This window comes from Metabacillus fastidiosus NBRC 101226 (genome assembly GCF_001591625.1).
Classification (GTDB): domain Bacteria; phylum Bacillota; class Bacilli; order Bacillales; family Bacillaceae; genus Metabacillus; species Metabacillus fastidiosus.
In genome coordinates, this window is record NZ_BCVG01000023.1 from 24,306 (window position 1) to 45,116 (window position 20,811).

General features: G+C 35.6%; 17 protein-coding genes. 14 read left to right on the forward strand and 3 right to left on the reverse strand.

Annotation, left to right across the window (positions count from 1 at the left end):
* Window positions 1-293 precede the first annotated feature (293 nt).
* The 3 genes from BFA01S_RS08405 to BFA01S_RS08415 are packed head-to-tail and all read left to right on the forward strand — an operon-like array spanning window position 294 to window position 2,303.
* Window positions 294-563 (forward strand): glutaredoxin family protein, encoded by a 270-nt coding sequence (locus BFA01S_RS08405; protein WP_066228346.1) that lies wholly within the window; start codon window positions 294-296, stop codon window positions 561-563.
* Between the two features lie 25 nt (window positions 564-588).
* Window positions 589-1,098, forward strand: coding sequence for a GNAT family N-acetyltransferase (locus BFA01S_RS08410; RefSeq protein WP_066228349.1), 510 nt, complete (start codon window positions 589-591; stop codon window positions 1,096-1,098).
* A 14-nt stretch (window positions 1,099-1,112) separates the two neighbouring features.
* Complete coding sequence (locus BFA01S_RS08415; protein WP_066228396.1) at window positions 1,113-2,303, forward strand: amidohydrolase; 1,191 nt, start codon at window positions 1,113-1,115, stop codon at window positions 2,301-2,303.
* A 43-nt stretch (window positions 2,304-2,346) separates the two neighbouring features.
* Here the strand turns inward: BFA01S_RS08415 and BFA01S_RS08420 are convergent, their stop codons facing one another.
* Window positions 2,347-4,041, reverse strand: coding sequence for a methyl-accepting chemotaxis protein (locus BFA01S_RS08420; protein ID WP_066228351.1), 1,695 nt, complete (start codon window positions 4,039-4,041; stop codon window positions 2,347-2,349).
* A 547-nt stretch (window positions 4,042-4,588) separates the two neighbouring features.
* On the opposite strand from BFA01S_RS08420, the gene BFA01S_RS08425 reads away from it, so the two are divergent.
* Window positions 4,589-6,886, forward strand: a complete 2,298-nt coding sequence (locus BFA01S_RS08425; protein WP_066228353.1) for a glycosyltransferase family 2 protein — start codon at window positions 4,589-4,591, stop codon at window positions 6,884-6,886.
* A 53-nt stretch (window positions 6,887-6,939) separates the two neighbouring features.
* Here the strand turns inward: BFA01S_RS08425 and gdhA are convergent, their stop codons facing one another.
* On the reverse strand, window positions 6,940-8,322 hold the full coding sequence (gdhA, locus tag BFA01S_RS08430; RefSeq protein ID WP_066228356.1) for an NADP-specific glutamate dehydrogenase: 1,383 nt from the start codon (window positions 8,320-8,322) through the stop codon (window positions 6,940-6,942).
* A 701-nt stretch (window positions 8,323-9,023) separates the two neighbouring features.
* On the opposite strand from gdhA, the gene purU reads away from it, so the two are divergent.
* The 10 genes from purU to BFA01S_RS08480 all read left to right on the forward strand — a co-directional run bounded on the left by purU (window position 9,024) and on the right by BFA01S_RS08480 (window position 18,843).
* Window positions 9,024-9,923: a formyltetrahydrofolate deformylase gene (gene purU / locus BFA01S_RS08435; protein WP_066228357.1), complete on the forward strand. Its 900-nt coding sequence runs from the start codon at window positions 9,024-9,026 to the stop codon at window positions 9,921-9,923.
* A gap of 363 nt (window positions 9,924-10,286) precedes the next feature.
* Entirely contained in the window at window positions 10,287-11,477 is a 1,191-nt protein-coding gene (locus BFA01S_RS08440) for a ParM/StbA family protein (RefSeq protein ID WP_066228359.1), read from the forward strand.
* Between the two features lie 9 nt (window positions 11,478-11,486).
* Window positions 11,487-12,074 (forward strand): hypothetical protein, encoded by a 588-nt coding sequence (locus tag BFA01S_RS08445; RefSeq protein WP_066228364.1) that lies wholly within the window; start codon window positions 11,487-11,489, stop codon window positions 12,072-12,074.
* A 380-nt stretch (window positions 12,075-12,454) separates the two neighbouring features.
* A complete protein-coding gene (locus BFA01S_RS08450; RefSeq protein WP_066228367.1) occupies window positions 12,455-12,892 on the forward strand; it encodes a hypothetical protein in 438 nt (145 codons plus the stop codon).
* A gap of 204 nt (window positions 12,893-13,096) precedes the next feature.
* Window positions 13,097-14,812 carry an ABC transporter ATP-binding protein gene (locus tag BFA01S_RS08455; RefSeq protein WP_066228370.1) on the forward strand — a complete coding sequence of 572 codons (1,716 nt, stop codon included), beginning with the start codon at window positions 13,097-13,099 and terminating at the stop codon, window positions 14,810-14,812.
* Window positions 14,813-14,953: 141 nt separating this feature from the next.
* Window positions 14,954-15,709 (forward strand): threonine/serine exporter family protein, encoded by a 756-nt coding sequence (locus BFA01S_RS08460; RefSeq protein WP_268874839.1) that lies wholly within the window; start codon window positions 14,954-14,956, stop codon window positions 15,707-15,709.
* Window positions 15,710-15,732: 23 nt separating this feature from the next.
* Entirely contained in the window at window positions 15,733-16,176 is a 444-nt protein-coding gene (locus tag BFA01S_RS08465) for a threonine/serine exporter family protein (RefSeq protein WP_066228374.1), read from the forward strand.
* 220 nt (window positions 16,177-16,396) lie between these two features.
* Window positions 16,397-17,269 (forward strand): carbon-nitrogen hydrolase family protein, encoded by an 873-nt coding sequence (locus BFA01S_RS08470; protein ID WP_066228377.1) that lies wholly within the window; start codon window positions 16,397-16,399, stop codon window positions 17,267-17,269.
* 64 nt (window positions 17,270-17,333) lie between these two features.
* Window positions 17,334-18,158: a uroporphyrinogen-III synthase gene (locus BFA01S_RS08475; protein WP_066228380.1), complete on the forward strand. Its 825-nt coding sequence runs from the start codon at window positions 17,334-17,336 to the stop codon at window positions 18,156-18,158.
* Window positions 18,145-18,843 carry a uroporphyrinogen-III synthase gene (locus BFA01S_RS08480; protein ID WP_066228383.1) on the forward strand — a complete coding sequence of 233 codons (699 nt, stop codon included), beginning with the start codon at window positions 18,145-18,147 and terminating at the stop codon, window positions 18,841-18,843. Before BFA01S_RS08475 ends, BFA01S_RS08480 begins: the two co-directional genes overlap by 14 nt.
* 144 nt (window positions 18,844-18,987) lie before the next feature.
* Here BFA01S_RS08480 and ade read toward each other — a convergent pair whose 3' ends face one another.
* Window positions 18,988-20,706 carry an adenine deaminase gene (gene ade / locus BFA01S_RS08485; RefSeq protein WP_066228387.1) on the reverse strand — a complete coding sequence of 573 codons (1,719 nt, stop codon included), beginning with the start codon at window positions 20,704-20,706 and terminating at the stop codon, window positions 18,988-18,990.
* Window positions 20,707-20,811 lie beyond the last annotated feature (105 nt).

The window sequence follows — 20,811 nt, forward strand, 5'->3', positions numbered from 1 at the left end:
TAAAGGCAATTCATTTGGTTCTTACTGTCTATTATTTGAAATTGATTTCCACTCTACTTCAAAAAAACATATCAGTCAACAAGTTTTTTAATTTTTCTGAAATTTTCATACTGTATAAAATTCTTTCTAAATTATACTTTACAGATTGGAATAATATGAGTAAAATGAGAGCTAAGTATAAAAGCTGATTGGTCAACCAAAAGCTCCTGTTCGTTCTAAGACGTTCAGGAGTTTTTTTGTGCAATTTCCCTCTCATTCATGAAAAAATAAGCGAAGGAAGGAGTTTTATTACTATGCCGAGAGAGCTATCTGTTGTTGTTTGGTCAAAAGAAGGCTGCCATTATTGTGATGAAGTGAAAAAATATTTACAAGAAAGAGAAATTAGCTATGAAACAATTGATGTAACAAATAAGGATGAATGGAGAGATATTTTACAAATTAAATATAATGTACGCCATGTTCCTGTTATTGAGATTGGTGAGAATAATGTTTATAGAGCAGTAACAGAGGTGGGAATATCACATTTGGAAAGAGTGTTAAATACTGAAGAAGCTAAGTTATAGAAGGGAAGGACAGAGGGGGTTTTGTATGTCTAATCAAATTTTAATAAGCGAGTTAGTTGATGAAGAGCGTGAAATAGTAAGAAGTTTATTAATTGAAAGCTATCAACAGTATGAGGAAGAATATTCGGCTCCTGAATTATGGCAGGAATATTTGGAGAATATTCGCTCATCTGTTGATAATCCTTATATTGATAAAATTTTCGTTGCAAAAGATGGGGAGGAGATTCTTGGAACGATACAGATTTTTAAATCTTCCGAAGAAGCATACGGAAAGCCGGAGCTTCAAATTTTTTCTCCTATCATTAGACTATTAGCTGTTCATCCTAATGCAAGAAGTCGAGGAGTTGCCCAGCAATTACTGGATACAAGTATAAATTATGCAAAGAGCATAGGCGCCGTTTCTCTATTTTTACATACGAGTAATAAGATGCAAAAAGCGATTCGATTGTATGAATGGCTTGGTTTCAAACGGGATAAGGAAAAAGAATTTGAAGGAAAAGATGTATTAGTAATGTGCTATCGTCTGGATTTATAAAAGAAGGAGGTGTTATTTTGAGTAGAACAGATCAATTAGAAGAGCATTTAATTGCAATTCGGCGTCATCTCCATCAATATCCTGAACTATCAAATGAAGAATATGAAACAACAAAGTTTATTAGAAAATGCCTTGAGGAGAATAATATCAGTATTCTTGAAACAAAACTAAAAACGGGTGTTATTGCAGAAATAAAGGGTAAGAAGGAGGGGCCGGTCATTGCAATCCGTGCAGATATTGATGCTCTTCCTATTGAAGAGAAGACTGGACTTTCATATACCTCAAAAATCAGTGGGAAGATGCATGCATGCGGGCATGATTTTCATACAGCAGCAGCGATTGGTGCTGCTTATCTCCTAAAAGAGAATGAAGAAAATTTAAATGGAACAATTAAATTTATTTTTCAGCCAGCGGAGGAATTAGGTGGAGGAGCTGAAAAAGTTATAAAAGATGGTCATATTAGGAATGTTGAAGCTATTATTGGAATACATAATAAGCCGGACTTACAAGTTGGAACGATTGGTCTAAAAGCAGGGGCGCTAATGGCAGCAGTAGATCGTTTTCAAGTTGTTTTTTATGGAAAAGGAAGCCATGCAGCTATGCCTCATAATGGAAGTGACCCAATTACAGCATCTGCTTATTTAATTACAGCCCTTCAAACGATCGTAAGCCGAAATGTTTCTCCGCTTCATAGTGCGGTTGTCAGTGTAACAAAAATAACAGGGGGAAGCACGTGGAATGTTATTCCAGGTGATGTAACAATTGAGGGCACAATTCGTACCTTTGATCATCATATTCGCCAGGAAGTAGAAGCGAGATTCCGGAAAATTATAGAACATACAGCCTCAGGTTTTTCTCAAGAGTTCTCCATCCGCTGGTTTCCAGGACCGCCTCCACTGCAAAATAATCCTGCTGTTACAGAAATTCTCCATCAGTCTGCAAATAGTCAGTCTTTGCATATTATTGATCCTGTTCCATCGATGGCAGGAGAGGACTTTTCTTATTATTTACAGCATATACCCGGTGCATTTGTTTTTTTTGGGACTAATGGCAATGAAGATTGGCATCATCCTGCTTTTACAATTGATGAAAAAAGCTTAATGAAAGCTGCACAATTTCTCTATAAAGGTGCTTTAAGTGTGTTAAACCATTATGTGGATGACTATTATAAGCTAAAAAATAAGCAGCCCTATTCAGTCGAATGAACAGAGCTGCTTATTTTTCTTATATTTTACTAATAATTATCGTTTAAAGTTTAAATTTATTAACAATTGTATTAAGTTTATTCGCCATCTCAGTTATTGAATCTGAGCGGGATGCAACTTCTTCAACAGAAGCGGCCGTTTGTTCAGTTGCAGCCGATACTTCTTGAGCACTATTAGACATATTCTCATTAGCTTCTTCTAAACGATGAACGAGTTGAACAATTTGAGCAGAAGTTTCTGCTTCATCATGTGTTAAGGAGGATAGTCCTTTAATTTCACTAACAATATTTTTTACGGCAAAGCTGATTTTCTCCAGTGCTTCACCAGTTTCATTAACTGTTTGTTCTCCTTCTTCTACATTTTTACGGCTTTCTTCAATTCTGTGGACAGTTTCATTAATACTTGCCGTAATCTTTGCCACAAGATTGCCGACTTCTGAAGCTTCCCGGTTTGATTGTTCTGCTAATTTGCGTACCTCATCAGCAACAACGGCGAAACCTTTTCCATTTTCACCAGCACGTGCAGCTTCAATTGCGGCATTTAATGCAAGTAAATTCGTTTGTTCTGCAATTTGAGTGATTGCTTCTGTAATATTTTGAATTTCAGATGTGTAATTACTTAATGTTCCGATAATTTGCTGTGTATCTAAAGTAGATGATTTAATAACATTCATTCTCTCTACAATTTCATGAACCTTTTGTATACCTTGTTCAGCTGTTACCATAGTATGTTCTGCGCTATCAACACTAGCATCTGCTTTTTCCTTAGATGAGCTGATTAAACTAGCTAAGCTCGTTAATGCTTTTGAAGCGTCACCGGTCATTTCAGCTCCTGTAGAAGTTTCAGAAGCTACCTCCTCCATTTTGTTAGAAACACGACTAAGTGCTGTGCTCATTTCATTCATGGAAGCAGATGTAGTATTCACATTTGAAACTAGTTCTGCTGAGGCACCTTTAATCGTTGAAATAACTTCTCTTAGATTGGCGGACATCTCATTAAGATTTCTAGCTAGATCTCCTACTTCATCATTGCTTTTAACACGTAGAGCAGATGCAGTTATATCACCGTCTGCAATGATTCTCGTTCTCTCGATCAGTTGTGAGATTGGCTTTGTCTTCTTTCTAATTAAAAATAATGTAAGGATTGTTGCCAAAATTAATGGAATAGAGCCTAATAAAATTCCATCCTTCACAACAGTCCAAGTACGGTCTGAAACGATGTTGCCGTCAAAATCGATTACGTTAACAGCAATAACCTCTTTACTGGGATCATGGTCTTTGAAAATAGGCGCATATCCAGAGAGTCTTTTCATTCCGCCATATTCGTAAATATGAGAATAGGTAGAATGCTTCATTTCTAGTAACATATTAATAGCATCTTTATCCATATAAAAGGAATCGCCCACATTGAATCCTTTATTTTTCAAATTATCATCCATTGCTAAAATTTTGCCATCCAGATCAAGAATATATTGGCTTTCAAAAATAGCTTTATGGTTGACAGTCCAGTTAAGAAAATCCCCTATTTCATCATTTCTCTTTCCACTCATTATGTCACTAACATCTTGAGGTGTCAGTAGACCCGTTGTAATATTCGCACAACCATATGCTTCTATTCCGGCTGCTTCATAAAGACTCTTGTACGCTGTTCTGTAGGTCGTGAAAGAAGTAATGATTAAAGATGAAAAAATAACACCGATAATAATAATTCCAAGTTTCCACGTTAATGTCCTTTTCATAGCAAACCCCTTATAAAATAATTAGTTAATTTTAAGATAACAGAAAAAATAGGAAAAAGATAGGTCTTTTCTCACATACTATTTTACATTTTTGTATTGAGATGGGATAGATAGTTGGATTATACATATCTATAAATTAGTAACAAATTTATAGATGAAATACTAGATGGATAACTAAAAATCATTCGGAAATTTCATTATTTTATAAATAATATTAAATATTAAGTTAGTGAAGTTATAAAAACTCGAATAACTAATTGTATTTTTAAATAATCATCCGTCTCTTTTATTAAATAGTTTTTAAGAGATTAACCCCCAATAATGCAGCATTTTCTCCGAAATTTAATACAGAAGTGGTAATTATTATAGAAAAAATACCGTGGTAAAAAATTACATATAAATAGGAAGAAATTCACTAGAAAACTATGGAAAGGTTTTTCTATAATAAAAACTAGCATCTTCGACCAAAACTGACAAAATTTTCACAGTATGGTTTTCATTTCTTGTTGTCTATGTTCAAAAAAATAAAATGAAAGAAGGGTGATGAATGGATTATAAAATGAATATTAAAAGAGTACTAATTATTTTATCTTTACTCGTTTCATGGATTTATATTGGCTGGAGATTTTTATACACATTGCCGACTGGATGGGCATTAATAGCTGGGCTTGCACTGGTAACAGTTGAACTAATACTTATTATCCAAAGTACATTAAATTATATTACATTATTTAAGCCTACTAAATATGCTAAACCGGAACTGCCTAAGGTACTTCCGACAGTTGATATATTTATTGCAACGTATAATGAATCTTCTGACGTATTAACGAGAACGATTCTTGGCTGTAAGAACATTGAATATGACAAAGAGAAGATGAACATATGGCTGTGTGATGATGGCCGAAGAGCTGAAGCAAGGAAGCTTGCAGAGAAATTAGGAATTAAATATTTGGATCGTCCGACAAACGAGCATGCAAAAGCAGGTAATTTAAATAATGCTATGGCATATACGAATGGTGAATTGGTCGTTACCTTAGATGCGGATATGGTACCTAAACCGAATTTTCTAAAGCATACTGTCGGGTTTTTTAATGACCAAAATGTTGCCTTTGTGCAAACTCCGCAATCCTTTTTTAATGAAGATATTTTTCAGTATAATAGCTTTCAAGGCAGAAATATTCCGAATGAACAGGATAATTTCATGCAAAATATTCAATCAGGCAGGGATAGATTTAATGCAGCCATTTATGTTGGAAGCAATACGATATTCAGTCGTACAGCATTAGATTCTGTTGGAGGATTTGCTACTGGAACAATTACAGAAGATATGGCAACAGGTATGTTATTGCAGGCTAAGGGTTACAAAACTATTGCATACAGTGAAGTTTTGGCACAAGGCTTAGCACCTGAGTCATTAGATGATTTAATATCTCAAAGAATTAGATGGGCACGAGGGAATATTCAAACGATCAGAAAGTGGAACCCTTTAACACTTAAAGGGCTGACGGTAATGCAGAGATTATTATACTTAGGATCTGCGAGCTATTGGTATTTTGGCTTATTTAAGATGATCTTTATTCTTTCTCCGATCGTATATTTATTATTTGGAGTACCTTTTTTAAACACAACCGTTTCCGCTATTATGACAATTTGGCTGCCGTATTTCTTATTTACTAATATTGCGAACTATATTATTAACGGCAGGAAAGTATCATTTTTCTGGAGTAATATTCAAGAGACAATTTTAACTCCTTCTCTTGCATGGGCAGTGTTAGTTGAAACTATTCTTAAAAAGCCAATTAAGTTTAAAGTAACTCCGAAAGGAATCCAATCGAAGAAAGAAGCAAGTTTAAATAAGGCTTTTCTTAAGCCAGCCTCTGTTCTGCTTTTTGTATCACTGATTGCAGCAGTTAAAGGTGTATTAGTATTAATAGACTCATTAGAATATGGTTATTATGCAGGACCTATTATTAATTTATTTTGGATTTGTTTTAATATTGTTTTAATTTTATGCTCTTTTATGATTGCATATGAGCGTCCTAGAGATAGCCAGGCTGAAAGCTTCGAGAGAGATTATGAAGTTGATATTGTAAATGTAAGCAGCAATCATTCATCTATTAAAGCTAAATGTCTTGATGTATTTGATAATGGGTGTACTGTCATGCTCCCAGAACTTGAGAGATTAGATGGAAGTGTAAAATTAATTATTCATGGTAAGGAAGGGGAACATGAACTAGAAGCAAGGCTTACTTACTATAATGAATATTCAGAAGGATATAAAGCACAATTTACATTCTTCCATATGCCGCTTGAGCAGACTCAAGCTTGGGTTCGTGAAGTGTACGGAAATAAAGTGAATGAAGAAGATATTGAATATGGGGAAAAGTCAGGAATGGTTTATGCTATTTCTAAATATATCTTTTCTATGAGTAAGCTGACTTTTAATCAAAAACAATTATCTCCTAAATTTCAAGTTTCTATTCTTTGTTTATTAACTTTGCTTCCGGAACCGCTTGGCAATGCTGTAGAGGAAGTAGCGGTAGGTAAGGAAAAATCAAATCTTCCTATAAAAGATATTCCTTACAGTGGCAGAATAATAGATCAAACGGAAGCTAGTATAGTAGATATTAGTACTGGAGGATGTCAGATTTCATTACCTAAGCAAGTGGAAATGGCTATTGGTTCGAAATTAGATGTCTTCCTGCCTGAATCGAATTATTCTTTCGCAGGAGAGATTATACAAGTTAACAATGACGGGAAAGACTCAACAGTTGATGTTCAATTTTTAGAAGAGGATTCACGGGAATTATTATATGATAAAATGAAACAAGATAACCGGATTTAAGGAAAAAAGACAATTTCGTTTTGAAATTGTCTTTTTTCTTATTATAAAATGGATTAGATAACACCTTGAGCGATCATCGCATCTGCTACTTTAATAAATCCTGCAATATTAGCACCGACAACTAAGTTTCCAGGATGACCGTAATTTTCAGCTGCTTTCACACTGTTTCTATAAATATTTTTCATAATTTCATGTAATTTAGCATCGACTTCTTCAAATGTCCAAGAAAGTCTCATGCTGTTTTGTGCCATTTCTAATGATGAAACAGCTACACCACCAGCGTTAGCAGCTTTTGCAGGCCCAAAAAGAATATTATTGTTTAAGAATATGTCGATTGCTTTAAGTGTAGAAGGCATATTAGCACCTTCTCCAACTGCTCTAACACCATTATCAACTAATATTTGAGCTGCTAGTTCATCAATTTCATTTTGTGTAGCACATGGTAAAGCAATATCACAAGGGATTGACCAGATGCCAGAGCAGCCTTCATGATATTCAGCATGTGGATGTTCATTTACATATTCTGAAATTCTCTTTCTCTCTACTTCTTTTATTCTCTTAACTGTATCAAGGTTAATGCCCTCTTTATCATAAATATAACCATTAGAATCACTGCATGCGACAACTTTAGCACCAAAGCTTTGTGCCTTTTGAATTGCATATGTTGAAACATTACCAGAACCGGATACAATTACTGTACTTCCAGCAAAGCCTAAACCTTGATCCTTTAACATTTCCTCGACGAAATAAACCGTACCGTAACCAGTAGCTTCTGTTCTTGCTAAACTTCCGCCATAGCCAATTCCTTTACCAGTTAGAACGCCAGCCTCATAGCCGCCACGGATCTTTTTATATTGTCCGAACATATAACCTACTTCTCTAGCGCCAACGCCTATATCGCCAGCAGGAACGTCTACATCAGGTCCGATATATTTACAGAGCTCAGTCATAAAGCTTTGAGTAAATCTCATAATTTCATTGTCTGATCTGCCCTTAGGATCGAAATCTGAACCGCCTTTACCGCCGCCAATTGGCTGACCAGTTAAAGAGTTTTTAAAAATTTGCTCAAACCCTAAAAACTTAATAATACTTGCATTTACTGAAGGATGGAATCTAATACCGCCTTTATAAGGACCGATATTGCTGTTAAATTGAACACGGAAACCACGGTTTACATGGACTTTTCCATTATCATCAACCCATGGAACTCTGAAAGTAATAAGTCTTTCTGGCTCAGAAATACGCTCAAGTACACCGTGTTTCATATATTTTGGTTCTTTTGCGAATACTGGCACAAGGGAATCAAAAATTTCTTTAACAGCTTGATGGAATTCACTTTCATTTGGGTTGCGTGCGATTACTGCTTCATATACTTCATTGACGTAATTTCTAGCAACTTCCATAGAATTTTCTTTAATTTCTTCAACAGTTTTCATTTGTTGCCACCTTCTTTTTAAGTATTTAATTTTAAATGCACGTACTTTCAAACATTTTGTACCATTCTTACAACTGCTTTCATAAAGTATAAACAGTATATTAGGAAAATGATTCAGTTGTGCAGAGCTGACAAAATGAGAAGTAATTGTAATACGACGTTACATCTTCGGGAATTCCAATTTTCTAAGCTTGAAAAATGGAGTATTTAGGGGAGGGGAAATCGTGAGCCCGATCACTATATATCCAGAAAGAATGTATGAATATGGAGACTATTAAATAGAGTTTTCTAGAAAATTATACATATAATGAACCTAAATTGATGTACGTACGACAATGTGCTTTTATATACCAAATATTTTAAATGTTATCAAATATTCTGAAAGATGTAAAATAAGAAATGGGAATATTTTTTTGTTTATTATAAAAACTAAAGAATGGAGGTAGGTACTTAGGACTAATAATCATTTCATTGGAATGCTTCGTGAACAATACTCCATATTGTTTAACAGTAGTTGAATGAATTAGGGAGATAAGTATTCTTACTATTATATAAAGCAGAAAAAGATATTATAATTAATTGAATTAACTGAATATTAATTACGTATTAAAGATCGATAAAGTTATGATATTATATACAAAGCAATATTCACATAGTACTAAATGTATGGTAGTTGTATTTTTTAAGAAGGAGATATTCATCATGAATTCGATTGTACAAAATCAATTAAAAGCATTTAAAGAAAGTAAGCAGAACAGAGGCTGTTTATTAGTTAAGTGTCCGGATCAGCCTGGTATTGTGGCGGCTATTTCTAAATTTTTATATGAATATAATGCAAATATTATTGAGTCAAGTCAATATTCGACAGATCCGCACGGTGGACAATTTTTCATTAGAATTGAATTTGAGTGTGGAGAATTAAAGTCAAAAGAAGAGCAGATTAGGAAGGAATTCCAAACAATTGCAGAACATTTTTCAATGGATTGGAATCTAACTTCTGGTTATGAAGTGAAAAAGACAGCTATTTTTGTTTCAAAAGAGCTTCATTGTTTACGGGAATTACTTTGGGAATGGCAGAGTGGCGACCTGCTTACGGAGATTGCGATGGTTATTAGTAATCATGAAGATTCAAGAGAAATTGTAGAATCTTTAAATATCCCGTTTTATTATATTCCAGCAAGCAAGGAAAATCGAGCTGAGGTAGAAAAAGAGCAGCTAGCTTTATTAAAGGAAAATAATATTGACCTTATAATTTTAGCACGCTACATGCAAATTTTAACACCAGATTTTGTCGAAGCACATCCATTTAAAATTATTAATATCCATCATTCGTTCTTACCAGCCTTTATCGGTGCGAGACCATATGACCGTGCTTATAAAAGAGGAGTTAAATTAATTGGTGCTACTTCCCATTATGTTACAAATGATCTTGATGAAGGACCAATTATCGAGCAGGATATAATGCGTGTAGACCATCGTGATAAGATTGAGGATTTAAAGAAAATTGGACGTTCGATTGAGAGAAGTGTACTTTCCCGTGCAGTTAAGTGGCATTTGGAAGATAGAGTAATTGTACATGAAAATAAAACAATTGTTTTCTAATAGTATTTAGACAAAGTGTTCTTACTGTCTCTTTTCACATTATGGCTGGAAGGGGAGGGGAGAACACTTTTTTATTGAAATTATTATTAAAAAAAGAAAGTATACAAATTTATATACATGATTACAAATATGTACACAAGTAAACATAAGTGTATACAAATGTATACGGATATGTGTACAAGTAAACAATAAAGTATACATTTGTTTACGAAAATGTATACTTCATTACAAACACGTTACTAGATTAAAAGTTTCATTATTCTTTTAGCAGTTTCGTTGACTTGCCTATGTAAACGTTATAATCTTTAACTACGTTTAGAAATGTTTTACTATTATTTAACATATGGTGAAAGGGATGGTTTTATGACAAATACACGTATTGCTGCTATTGATGTTGGTAATGATTCTCTAAAGGCTATTTTTGGAAGAATGGAAGCAGAGTTAAACATTCCGAATGTAATTGCTAGAGATATTGAAGATCGTCCTATTATTGGAATTGAAGAATTAGACAATCAAGACCCGCTTAATGGCATACATATTCGTGTCCATTCCCCGATTTTAAAAGATAATAATGCAATTTACAGGGTTGGACAGCTTGCGACTAAGAGTGATAATTCGTCAGAGCTCGATCCTGGCAGCAGTAAATCGGAAGAAGATCAAACAATTATTATGCTATTTGCTGCCTTAGCACTTGATGCGGTCCGCGATGAGAATAAACAAATCTTTAAAAAATCTAATAATGTTGTTGAAGCTACTTACTTGCTGGGAACAGGTCTTCCTTTAAGAGAAGTAAAAGAAGGTAAGGATGTTGGCTACCGCTCTCAGTTATTAAGTGCTGTTCACCAGGTGGAATTTCTAGTGACACCGAAATATCAAGGACAAAAAGTAAATATTAGATTTGATGAAGTAAAAGTATATCCAGAAGGATTTGCTGCATTTATAAATCTTGTTATGGATAATAACTTAAATATCGTTAATAAAGAATTAATTGATAGAAGGATTCTTATTCAAGATATCGGTGGTCTTTCAACAGATATTGCTGTAATTAAAGATCGTAAAGTTGATGATGATAAGGCACAGGGATTTAATCTTGGAGTGTCTGAATCTCTTGAAATGATTCGTGAAGAGATTCGTTCAAGACATGGGGTTGAACTGGACAGCCGCCGTGATGTTGTTGAAATTATAACAAAGAAAAACGATCGAAATCATATTATGGTGAAAGGAAGCCGGACAAGCGTTCATGATATCGTTGACCGTATTCTTTTTGAATTAGCTAAAAAACAATATCGTATTCTGCGAAATACTTGGCAAAAAAACTCTCAAACAGAAATCTGTTATTTCATCGGTGGAGGTTCGCTTATTTTAAAAGAATATCTTAAAACGATGAATAATAAGTTAGACGGTTATAATATCGACTTCTTTGAAGATGAGAAGGAAAGTATTTGGATGATGGCAAATGCTTATTATAAATTAATTACTGACTTTGCGAGAAAAGCAGAAAAAGTACCTGCTGCTGCACCAAAAGAAGAACAGAAGCAGGGAAAAACAAACTAGGGTGATTTTATGAAAATGGCAGAGATCAAGCGGGGACAGCCTATTACATTCCGTATTCCCGCTGATACTCCTGATCATATCGTGAAGCATTTACAATATTTAAAAGAAACAGAGAAAAGGAATTTCTCAAGTAAGATCGCTGAGTTCGTCATGACCGGCATGACCCAATCCTTAGCTGAACATCAGGAAGTGCTTCATCTACCGCTTCCAAGGCGTTTAAGTAAAGCACAGCGGGACTGGTTAAAGCATGAGCAGTCACAAGCTTTATTAGGAAGCATCATTCATCAGTTATTGTCTGATCCGCTTCGTGTTGCTTCTCTCTTGTCATCACTAAATAATGATATTATCAATGAAGATTACTATTCTATGCCTTTAGAAGAAGCAGCAGGAACAACGGATCCTGTGGCTAGACCTCTAATGCAGGATGAGGAAGAAGTAGAAACAATCAAGCAGCCGTTAAATATTATCGATGATGACGATCTTGATGAAATCGACTGGGGAACAGAAGTGCAGGTAGACTCTTCGGTTGAAGAAGAGACAGTTAATGAGAGTTTAGATGACTTACTGGGTGATTTTTTAGCTCAAATGAATAAATAATGTTATTAGTTTTCTTTTAAAAGTTCAATATCTATAAAAATTTTTCGTTCTAGGAGCTGCTTTCAAACTAAGAAAGCAGCTCTTTTTTATTTAAATTAAATAAAAAATGGAATAACCCCCAAAAAATATCTTGGAAAATAGAAACATATAGCTGACAGAAAGTTGTCAAAAAATGATGATATAAGTCGAAGTTTATTACTTGATATGCAGGGTTAATGTAATTTTTTCTATCATTATTCATTTATATTAGTAAGCGATCTAGAAAATAAAAACGACTTATAATTCATCATCAAAAATTTTAAGATCGATTTCTATAATTTAGACAGATTTAAAAATATATAAATTATAGGCATGGGTCATATAAAAGGGAGCGGATTTTGATGAAAATGAAGAAATTAGGATTAGTTGCAGGTATTACAGGGCTTGTATTAGTTGCCCCGATTACTTCACATGCACAAGGTAATGCATACGGAAGTAAAACGGAAATATTCCAGAATAAATCTGAAATGTTAATGCAGAAGGCTGAAATCGCTGAGAATTATGGGAATAAATATAAAGCAGAGGCATTGAAAAGAAAAGCGGACATACTTCAGAGAAAAGCAGAAGTTACAAATGCTGAAAACGAGAAGATAAATAAGGAGCAAAAAGAGACCGCTAGTATACTTGGCACGAAATCTGAAATCTTCAACAAAAAATCTGATATTTTAAAAAAGAAAGCAGCAGCTGCACAGAGTAACGGAAATGTGAAGAAGGCGAAAGCATTAAATAAAAAAGCAGAGATGTTTGAACGCAAAGCAAAAAATGCACATTCTAAATGATAAATAGAGTTTTTATTATTTATATGGGAATAATAAAATAGAAGGTAGAGAATGTTCTAAGTTGAAAAAATGACTTAGAATATTCTCTTTTTTTAGATGAATTTTATTCGGTTTTACGTTATTAAAAACATTATAATTGATAAACATTCTTAATTAGACGTATAATTAATTTTATGTTAAAAGTTTTAAAGGAGAATATTTAATATGCTGAGTCGATTTTTTTCATATTATAAGCCACATAAGAAGTTATTTATTTTAGATTTTAGCAGTGCAGTTGTCGTTGCTCTGTTGGAATTAGCTTTCCCGCTTGCGGTCAGCTGGTTCATTGACTCGTTACTGCCGACTGGTAACTGGTCGACTATTGTATCTGTTAGTGTTGGACTGTTCTTAGTTTATTTGATGAGTACATTTTTGCAATATATCGTTACATATTGGGGACATAAACTAGGAACCAATATTGAGACCGATATGAGGGATCAATTATTTGAACATGTTCAGAAGCAGTCATTCAGCTTTTTCGATAATACGAAGACAGGCCATATTATGAGCAGGATTACAAATGATTTATTTGATATCGGTGAACTTGCCCATCATGGTCCTGAGGACTTGTTTATTGCCGTTATGACGTTTATCGGTGCCTTTTGGATTATGGTAACGATTAATGTACAGCTTGCACTTGTTACAATTCTTGTACTGCCTCTGCTTGCTTTAGTTATGACTTTTTGTAATATCAAAATGAACAAGGCTTGGAAGCGTATGTACGGTGAAATTGCAGATGTCAATGCAAGAGTAGAAGATAGTGTTTCAGGTGTTCGTGTTGTTCAATCCTTTACAAATGAAAAATTTGAAAATGAGAGATTTAGGGAAAATAACGGGAAATTTAGAAAGGCAAAAATTGCTGGCTATCGTATCATGGCGTTAACTGGGTCGAGCATCTATATGATGACAAGATTTATTATTCTGACTGTCCTTATTTACGGTGCATGGTTAAGCTTTACGGGCCGATTGTCGTATGGGGAATTAGTTGGCTTTGTTCTTTATGTGAATGTATTATTTAAACCTGTTGATAAAATTAGTTCATTAATGGAGCTGTATCCGAAAGGGATGGCAGGTTTCAAACGCTTCATAGAGCTGCTTGATTCTGAGCCTGAAATAAAGGATATAAAAGAAGCGGTAGAAGTGGAGACACTCCGCGGTGATATCGTTTTAAAAAATGTGGACTTCAGCTATGATGGAAAGCATCCAGTTTTAAATGGTATTAATTTAAATATTCATGCAGGAGAAACAGTTGCCTTTGTCGGCCCATCAGGTGCCGGGAAGACAACAATCTGCTCGCTTATCCCAAGATTTTACGATGTCGAGGGCGGTACTATTACTATCGATGGTATAGATGTCCGCCATATGACAAAGCACTCTCTTAGAGCGCAGATCGGTATTGTTCAGCAAGATGTGTTCTTATTTACCGGAACATTGCGTGAAAATATTGCATACGGCAAATTAGATGCAACGGAAGAGGAAATAAGAGAAGCAGCCAGAAATGCTCATTTAGAAGAGTTTATTGAATCTTTACCAGACGGGTATGATACACAAATTGGACAAAGAGGATTAAAACTTTCAGGGGGACAAAAGCAAAGACTTGCAATTGCGAGGATGTTCTTGAAGAATCCGCCAATTTTGATTTTAGATGAGGCGACATCGGCACTCGATACAGAAACAGAGTTAATTATTCAAGAAGCATTGAATAAGCTTGCTGAAAATCGAACAACTCTTATCATCGCCCATAGATTGGCTACGATCCGAAATGCTGACCGTATTGTCGTTGTTACGAAAGATGGCATTGCCGAGGAAGGCGGACATGATGAACTGATTGAACAGGGCGGAATATTCGCCAATCTGCACCGGGTTCAATATCAAAGATAATCGAAACCGAGAAAGTAGAATTGTATAAGAATAAGAAATGATAGAAGGCCGGCAGCTTGAATATGTGCCGGCTTTTTGTTGTTTTTACATGATTAATCGAATTGCCATGTTATAATGGCAACAACTAGGAGGTGCCGGCGTTTGGAAAATGAGTATATAAGAACAGATGAAGTTACTGAAGTATGTTTGCTCGCGGGGAAAATCATGCTTCAAAACGGGGCAGAGACGTATCGTGTAGAAGATACAATGACAAGGATTGCTGCTGCTTTTGGCATTTTGCATTCTCATAGCTTTGTTACGCCGACAGGAATTATTTTCTCCATTGACAGCAGTGAGACAACTAGATTAATCAGGGTATCCGAGCGTTTTACCAATTTAGAAAAAGTAGCCGTAGTAAATGATATTTCACGAAAAATAAGTGAAAAAAAACTTACTGTTCAAGATGCATGTGAAAGATTAAAAGAAGTTGAAAAGACGAAATACTCTTTTCCAGTTTGGGTACAAATAATTGCTGCTGCACTAGCGAGCGGTTGTTTTTTAATTATGTTTCAAGGGAAGTGGATTGATTTCTTGCCTGCTGTTATAACAGGTGGTGTCGGTTTTTGTGCTTTACTTTATTTTCAATACTTAGTGGAGATTAAGTTCTTCGCTGAATTTGTTTCTGCTTTTATTATCGGTCTTCTCGCTTTCTTATTAGTTATGAGCGGTTTTGGACATGAGATAGATAAAATCATTATCGGAGCTGTTATGCCTCTTGTGCCGGGTCTTCTTATTACGAATGCTGTAAGAGATTTAATGGCAGGCCATCTCGTTTCGGGAATTTCAAAAGGCGCCGAGGCCTGCTTAACAGCATTTGCAATCGGTACTGGAATTGCAGTTGTTTTCTCCATTATTTAAAAAGCGGGAAGGATGATAAATGAATGGAACAATTTATAACTAGTTTTATTGCCTCCGCCGCTTTTGGGATCATTTTTAATGCGCCGAAGAAGGCAATAATACAATGTGGCTTTGTCGGTATGTTTGGCTGGATTCTTTATTTATCGTTATACAATATGAATGAAGATACTGTTATTGCTACCCTCATTTCTGCTTTCTTTATTGCGGTATTAAGCCAAACTTTTGCCAAACTTTATAAAACACCAATCATTATTTTCAATGTTTCTGGAATTATTCCTTTAGTACCTGGTGGTTTGGCGTATGATGCAATGCGGAAATTCGTAGAAAATGACTATGATATTGCCGTTCAGTTGGCGGCAAAGGCATTTATGATTTCGGGGGCAATCGCAATCGGACTGGTGTTTTCGGAAGTCGTCAATCAGCTGATACGCAAATCCCGTCTTGGCGGAAAAAAGAATCATTTTTAGAAAGTGAAAGAGGAGAATGTTGAAAAGCTGGTATTAAGGATTTTATTCTATTATGTATTGTATATCTTTTCGCCGAGAAGGCAACCTGGCTGCAGGCTTTTTAATAACAACCTGCAGTCAGGTTTTTTTGCCTTTATTTTGTCAAAAAGTTTCCCTTGAGAAATGTTTGTAAATATACAATAATCAAATCATTGTATTTAAAAATTAGGAGGAGATGGAGTTGAGAATAAGAGTATCAGCAGTACAATATCATTTACACACAATTGAATCTTTTAATGACTTCGCTCAACAATGTGAGCATTATATAAAAACAGCAAAAGAATTTAATACAGAATTTATATTATTTCCAGAATTTTTTACGACCCAATTACTTTCGATCGGGAGCAGTCAGGGAACGAGGTTAACAATTAATGAACTGCCGGGATTTACAGAGCAATATCGGGGGCTATTTTCCCGTTTTGCGATAGAGAATAATATTCATATCATTGGCGGCACACATGTTATTCATAGAGAAGGTAAGCTTTACAATGTTGCACATCTATTCTATCCGGATGGAAGAATAGAGGAGCAGGAGAAACTCCATGTGACACCGACAGAGGTAGAAGAATGGAATATAGCTGGAGGAGATGGATTGCGTGTCTTTGATACGGAGAAAGGCAGAATAGCGATTTTAACTTGCTATGATATTGAATTTCCAGAAATTGTACGGATGGCGAAGGCAAAAGGCGCCGATATTATCTTCTGCCCGTCTTGCACAGATGACCGCCACGGTTTTCATCGTGTCCGCTATACAAGCCATGCTCGTGCGATTGAAAATCAAGTGTATGTAGTGCTGACAGGAACGGTAGGTTCCTTGCCGACAGTTGATTTTATGCGCGCTAACTTCGGTCAGGCTGCAGTTATTAGTCCGAATGATATTCCATTTCCACCACAGGGACTTGTCGTAGAAGGTGAGTTAAATAACGACATGATTGTGACAGCAGATCTTGATCTCAGCCTTCTTTACGAGGTTCGTGAACGCGGTTCTGTTACGACATGGCGTGACCGCCGCACTGATTTGTACTATGATTGGGAACAAGTAAAGTTTGACTAATACTTATCATTATAACTATTAAATGGTATATTAACTTCATAACTATTCATGGAGGGGTCGGCGGTTGAAGCGTTTAGAAGGTAAAACAATTGCGTTAGCTGGTAAGCGTAAATCAGAAGAATTAAGTAAATTGATTTCTAATCTTGGTGGAACTCCTATCGTACGTCCAGCACAAGGTACGATTTTTTTAGATGACTCTAATTTAGAGCAGGAGATTAAGAGTCTTGTCCAAGGAAAATATGACTGGTTTATCTTAACGACAGGAATTGGAACGGAGACACTTTATAAAACAGCAGAGAGAATCGGCTTAGGTGATGAATTTATCGAGACTCTTCAAAAAGCAAACATAGCGGCACGAGGATATAAAACGAAGAATATGCTCAAGAAATTAAACATTGGATCACCAGATGTAAAAGATGATGATGGGACAACTTCAGGCTTAATAAGAGCACTTCAAGGAGTAAATCTTAAAGGTTGTAAAGTAGCGCTCCAATTACATGGTGATCCTGCACCGACGTTAATTGAATATCTTGAAGAGCAGGGAGTAGAGGAATATAAAGAAATTCTCCCTTATCAGCATATTCCGCCAAGCCGTGAAGTACTGGAACAGCTTGTTAATGAAATTTTAGAAAGAAAAGTGGATGCGGTAAACTTTACAAGTGCACCACAGCCGCGCTTCCTTTTTGCGTATGTAAAGGAAAAAGGACTTTACGATCAGTTAATTGAAGCATTTGAAACAGATGTCGTTGCTGTCGCTGTCGGCAAAATAACAGCAGCAGCTTTAAAAGAAGAAAATGTTAAAAGAATTGTTATCCCGGAAGAAGAACGAATGGGAAGTGCGATTATCGCTTTAGAACAATTTTATAAAGGGACGTATGCTGCTAACTAATCAAAAAATAGTTCTTGTCCGAACAGGCACGGAAGAGAGTAAAGTAGCGAATGAACTAAGAAGAAATGGTGCCGAAGTATTTGAATTTCCGAAATGGGAAAAAATAATTTTACCTGTCGAGGAAGCTGCAGTTAAGAAGCTTGGTTTATTCGATAAAATACTATTCACTTCATCAGAAGCTGTTACCGAATTTTTTAATATAGTAATTGAAAATAGTATAGAGTTGAAAGGACATTTTTTCGGACTGTCACTTAAAACGTTGCGGGTCCTTAAAAGCTATGAACGAGAGGGCTTTTTAGCAGAAAAGATGCCAGGTGCAGGGAAGCTTCTAATTGTTGGTGATCAACAGATAGGGGCGGAAAATGGGAAAAATATATTAAAATACGGAGAACATGAACTGCTTATAACGAGTAAAAAATATATCGATCAGATTAGTAGTCAAATTATTGCCGAAGAAATAATGGAAAAGCTGCCTGAAGTATTATTTTTCCCCAGTGGTAAATCTGTTCATATTTTTGCACAGGAAGCTGTCTCATATGAAATTGATTCCATCGCAAAATGCTCCAGAATTGTTTGCATGGGAAATAACTCTACTGAGGCAGCAAAGCAATGTGGATTTAGTCCGAATGAAATGCCGGCTGTCCCGACGATTGATTCTTTGTTGGCATGTTTATCCAGTAGATAAAAAACGTTGAATAATCGATATTTTTTGCTTACCAAAGATATAAAAAATATAGGAATTTGAGGATAGATGGTTATTGCCATTCGATTGTCCGGATATATTAAGAAAAATGCACTGGAAGTTAAACTTCCGAGTGCATTTTTTATTTTAAAGCGATATACTGATATGTTCAAAACGGTCCACGTCAAAAAGTCCAAGATCTGTCAGTTTTAATTGTGGAATTACCGGTAAACAGAGAAACGATAATATAGAAAAAAGACTGAAGTCTTTAATCGGTGTAATTTCATTTAATACCTTATGTAATTGCTTCAATTGTCTATTAACGGTTTCATAGTTTTCTAAAGAGACGAGCCCGGCAACAGCTAATGGAACTTTAGCTAATACTTTGCTGTCTTTAACGACAACAAGTCCGCCGTTCATTTCTTTAATAGCTTCAATAGCAGTAATGATGTCTTCATCGGTTGTGCCTGCTGCGACAAGATTATGGGAATCATGAGCAACTGTTCCTGCAATTGCGCCTGATGTTAATTTAAATCCTTTTACAATGCCGAGTCCAATATTGTGTGTATTAGAATGTCTTTCAATAACCGCAAGTTTTAATTGGTCCCTTTCAACAGAAGGAATGAATAGTCCATTCTCTATATGTACTGGTTCTATTAATCGTTCTGTCACAATTTGATTAGGGATAATACCAATAATATTTGCCTTATTTTCTGAGGGAATTTTTATATTTAAATGTTCTTTTTTTATGTTATCGATTTTTACGGTATTAGTGATTTCAGGTTTAGGTTTTACACTGTCATTATCTTTTAGTAAATAGATGCCGTTATCGGCAACTCTTTCTCCAGCCTTATAAACAGTCATTCCAGTAAGCTTGTTTAAGTCATCAACTATAATAAAATCTGCTTCATAGCCTGGAGCAATTGCACCTTTATTTTCTAAGCCAAAACACTCAGCGGCATTAAGAGATGCTAGCTGGATAGCGAGGATAGGATCTAACCCTTGCTGAATCGCAAGGCGAACGTTATGGTCGATTGAACCTTCGCTAATAAGTTCATCCAAATGCTTATCATCTGTGCAGAAAAGGAAGCGACGTGAGTTCTTTTCGTTAACAACGGGAATTAAATCAATCAGGTTTTTCGCTCCGGAACCTTCTCTAATCATGACATACATGCCGCGCTGGATACGCTCTTTTGCCTCCTTAGGCGTTATGCATTCATGATCGGTTTTGATGCGTGCAGCCCTGTAAATATTAATGCCGTCAACATCAAGTCCTGCTGCATGTCCGTCAATTTTATTTGTCATAGAAAGTTTTTCAATCATGGCAGCATCATTATTCATAACAGCGGGATAGTCCATTACTTCCGCCAAACCTAAAACACGCTCGTGTGAGAAGAATGGTTTAAGATCCTTTGCTAAAAGCTTTGCCCCTGCATTCTCAAATGGAGTTGCTGGAACACTTGATGGCAGCATAAAGAAAACGTCAAGCGGAAGTTCTTCCGAATTTTCAAGGAAAAATGAAATTCCTTTTTCTCCACATACATTTGCGATCTCATGCGGGTCTGTTATAACAGTCGTTATACCATGTGGCAGAACAACTTTTGAAAATTCACTCGGTGCTACCATCGAAGACTCAATATGAACATGTCCGTCAATAAAGGAAGGAGCAACATAGCGATCCTTTGCATCAATGACTTTTTGGCCCTCATAGCCTTCTCCGATGCCGACGATGACACCATCAGCAATTGCTATATCAGCCTCGATTATTTCCAAATTGAAAACATCAATAATTTTTCCGTTTTTAATGACAGTATCTGCTGCTTTCCGTTTACTTGCCACATCGATTCTTCTCATTAATTTTTCCATAGAATTCTCTCCTTGTAGTAAAACAAGTTTATCCCAGTCTTAACGGGCAGTAAGATTCTCCCTTCAAAGTTCTGGCAATTCGAGGAAGTTAAGCGGGAGATCCAA

What these genes read in the sequence shown, in the direction of transcription:
- BFA01S_RS08405 (WP_066228346.1), top strand. Translation starts at nt 294, where the DNA reads ATGCCGAGAGAGCTATCTGTTGTTGTTTGGTCAAAAGAAGGCTGCCAT.
- BFA01S_RS08410 (WP_066228349.1), top strand. Translation starts at nt 589, where the DNA reads ATGTCTAATCAAATTTTAATAAGCGAGTTAGTTGATGAAGAGCGTGAA.
- BFA01S_RS08420 (WP_066228351.1), bottom strand. Translation starts at nt 4,041, where the DNA reads ATGAAAAGGACATTAACGTGGAAACTTGGAATTATTATTATCGGTGTT.
- BFA01S_RS08425 (WP_066228353.1), top strand. Translation starts at nt 4,589, where the DNA reads ATGGATTATAAAATGAATATTAAAAGAGTACTAATTATTTTATCTTTA.
- gdhA (WP_066228356.1), bottom strand. Translation starts at nt 8,322, where the DNA reads ATGAAAACTGTTGAAGAAATTAAAGAAAATTCTATGGAAGTTGCTAGA.
- purU (WP_066228357.1), top strand. Translation starts at nt 9,024, where the DNA reads ATGAATTCGATTGTACAAAATCAATTAAAAGCATTTAAAGAAAGTAAG.
- BFA01S_RS08440 (WP_066228359.1), top strand. Translation starts at nt 10,287, where the DNA reads ATGACAAATACACGTATTGCTGCTATTGATGTTGGTAATGATTCTCTA.
- BFA01S_RS08445 (WP_066228364.1), top strand. Translation starts at nt 11,487, where the DNA reads ATGAAAATGGCAGAGATCAAGCGGGGACAGCCTATTACATTCCGTATT.
- BFA01S_RS08450 (WP_066228367.1), top strand. Translation starts at nt 12,455, where the DNA reads ATGAAAATGAAGAAATTAGGATTAGTTGCAGGTATTACAGGGCTTGTA.
- BFA01S_RS08455 (WP_066228370.1), top strand. Translation starts at nt 13,097, where the DNA reads ATGCTGAGTCGATTTTTTTCATATTATAAGCCACATAAGAAGTTATTT.
- BFA01S_RS08465 (WP_066228374.1), top strand. Translation starts at nt 15,733, where the DNA reads ATGGAACAATTTATAACTAGTTTTATTGCCTCCGCCGCTTTTGGGATC.
- BFA01S_RS08480 (WP_066228383.1), top strand. Translation starts at nt 18,145, where the DNA reads ATGCTGCTAACTAATCAAAAAATAGTTCTTGTCCGAACAGGCACGGAA.
- ade (WP_066228387.1), bottom strand. Translation starts at nt 20,706, where the DNA reads ATGGAAAAATTAATGAGAAGAATCGATGTGGCAAGTAAACGGAAAGCA.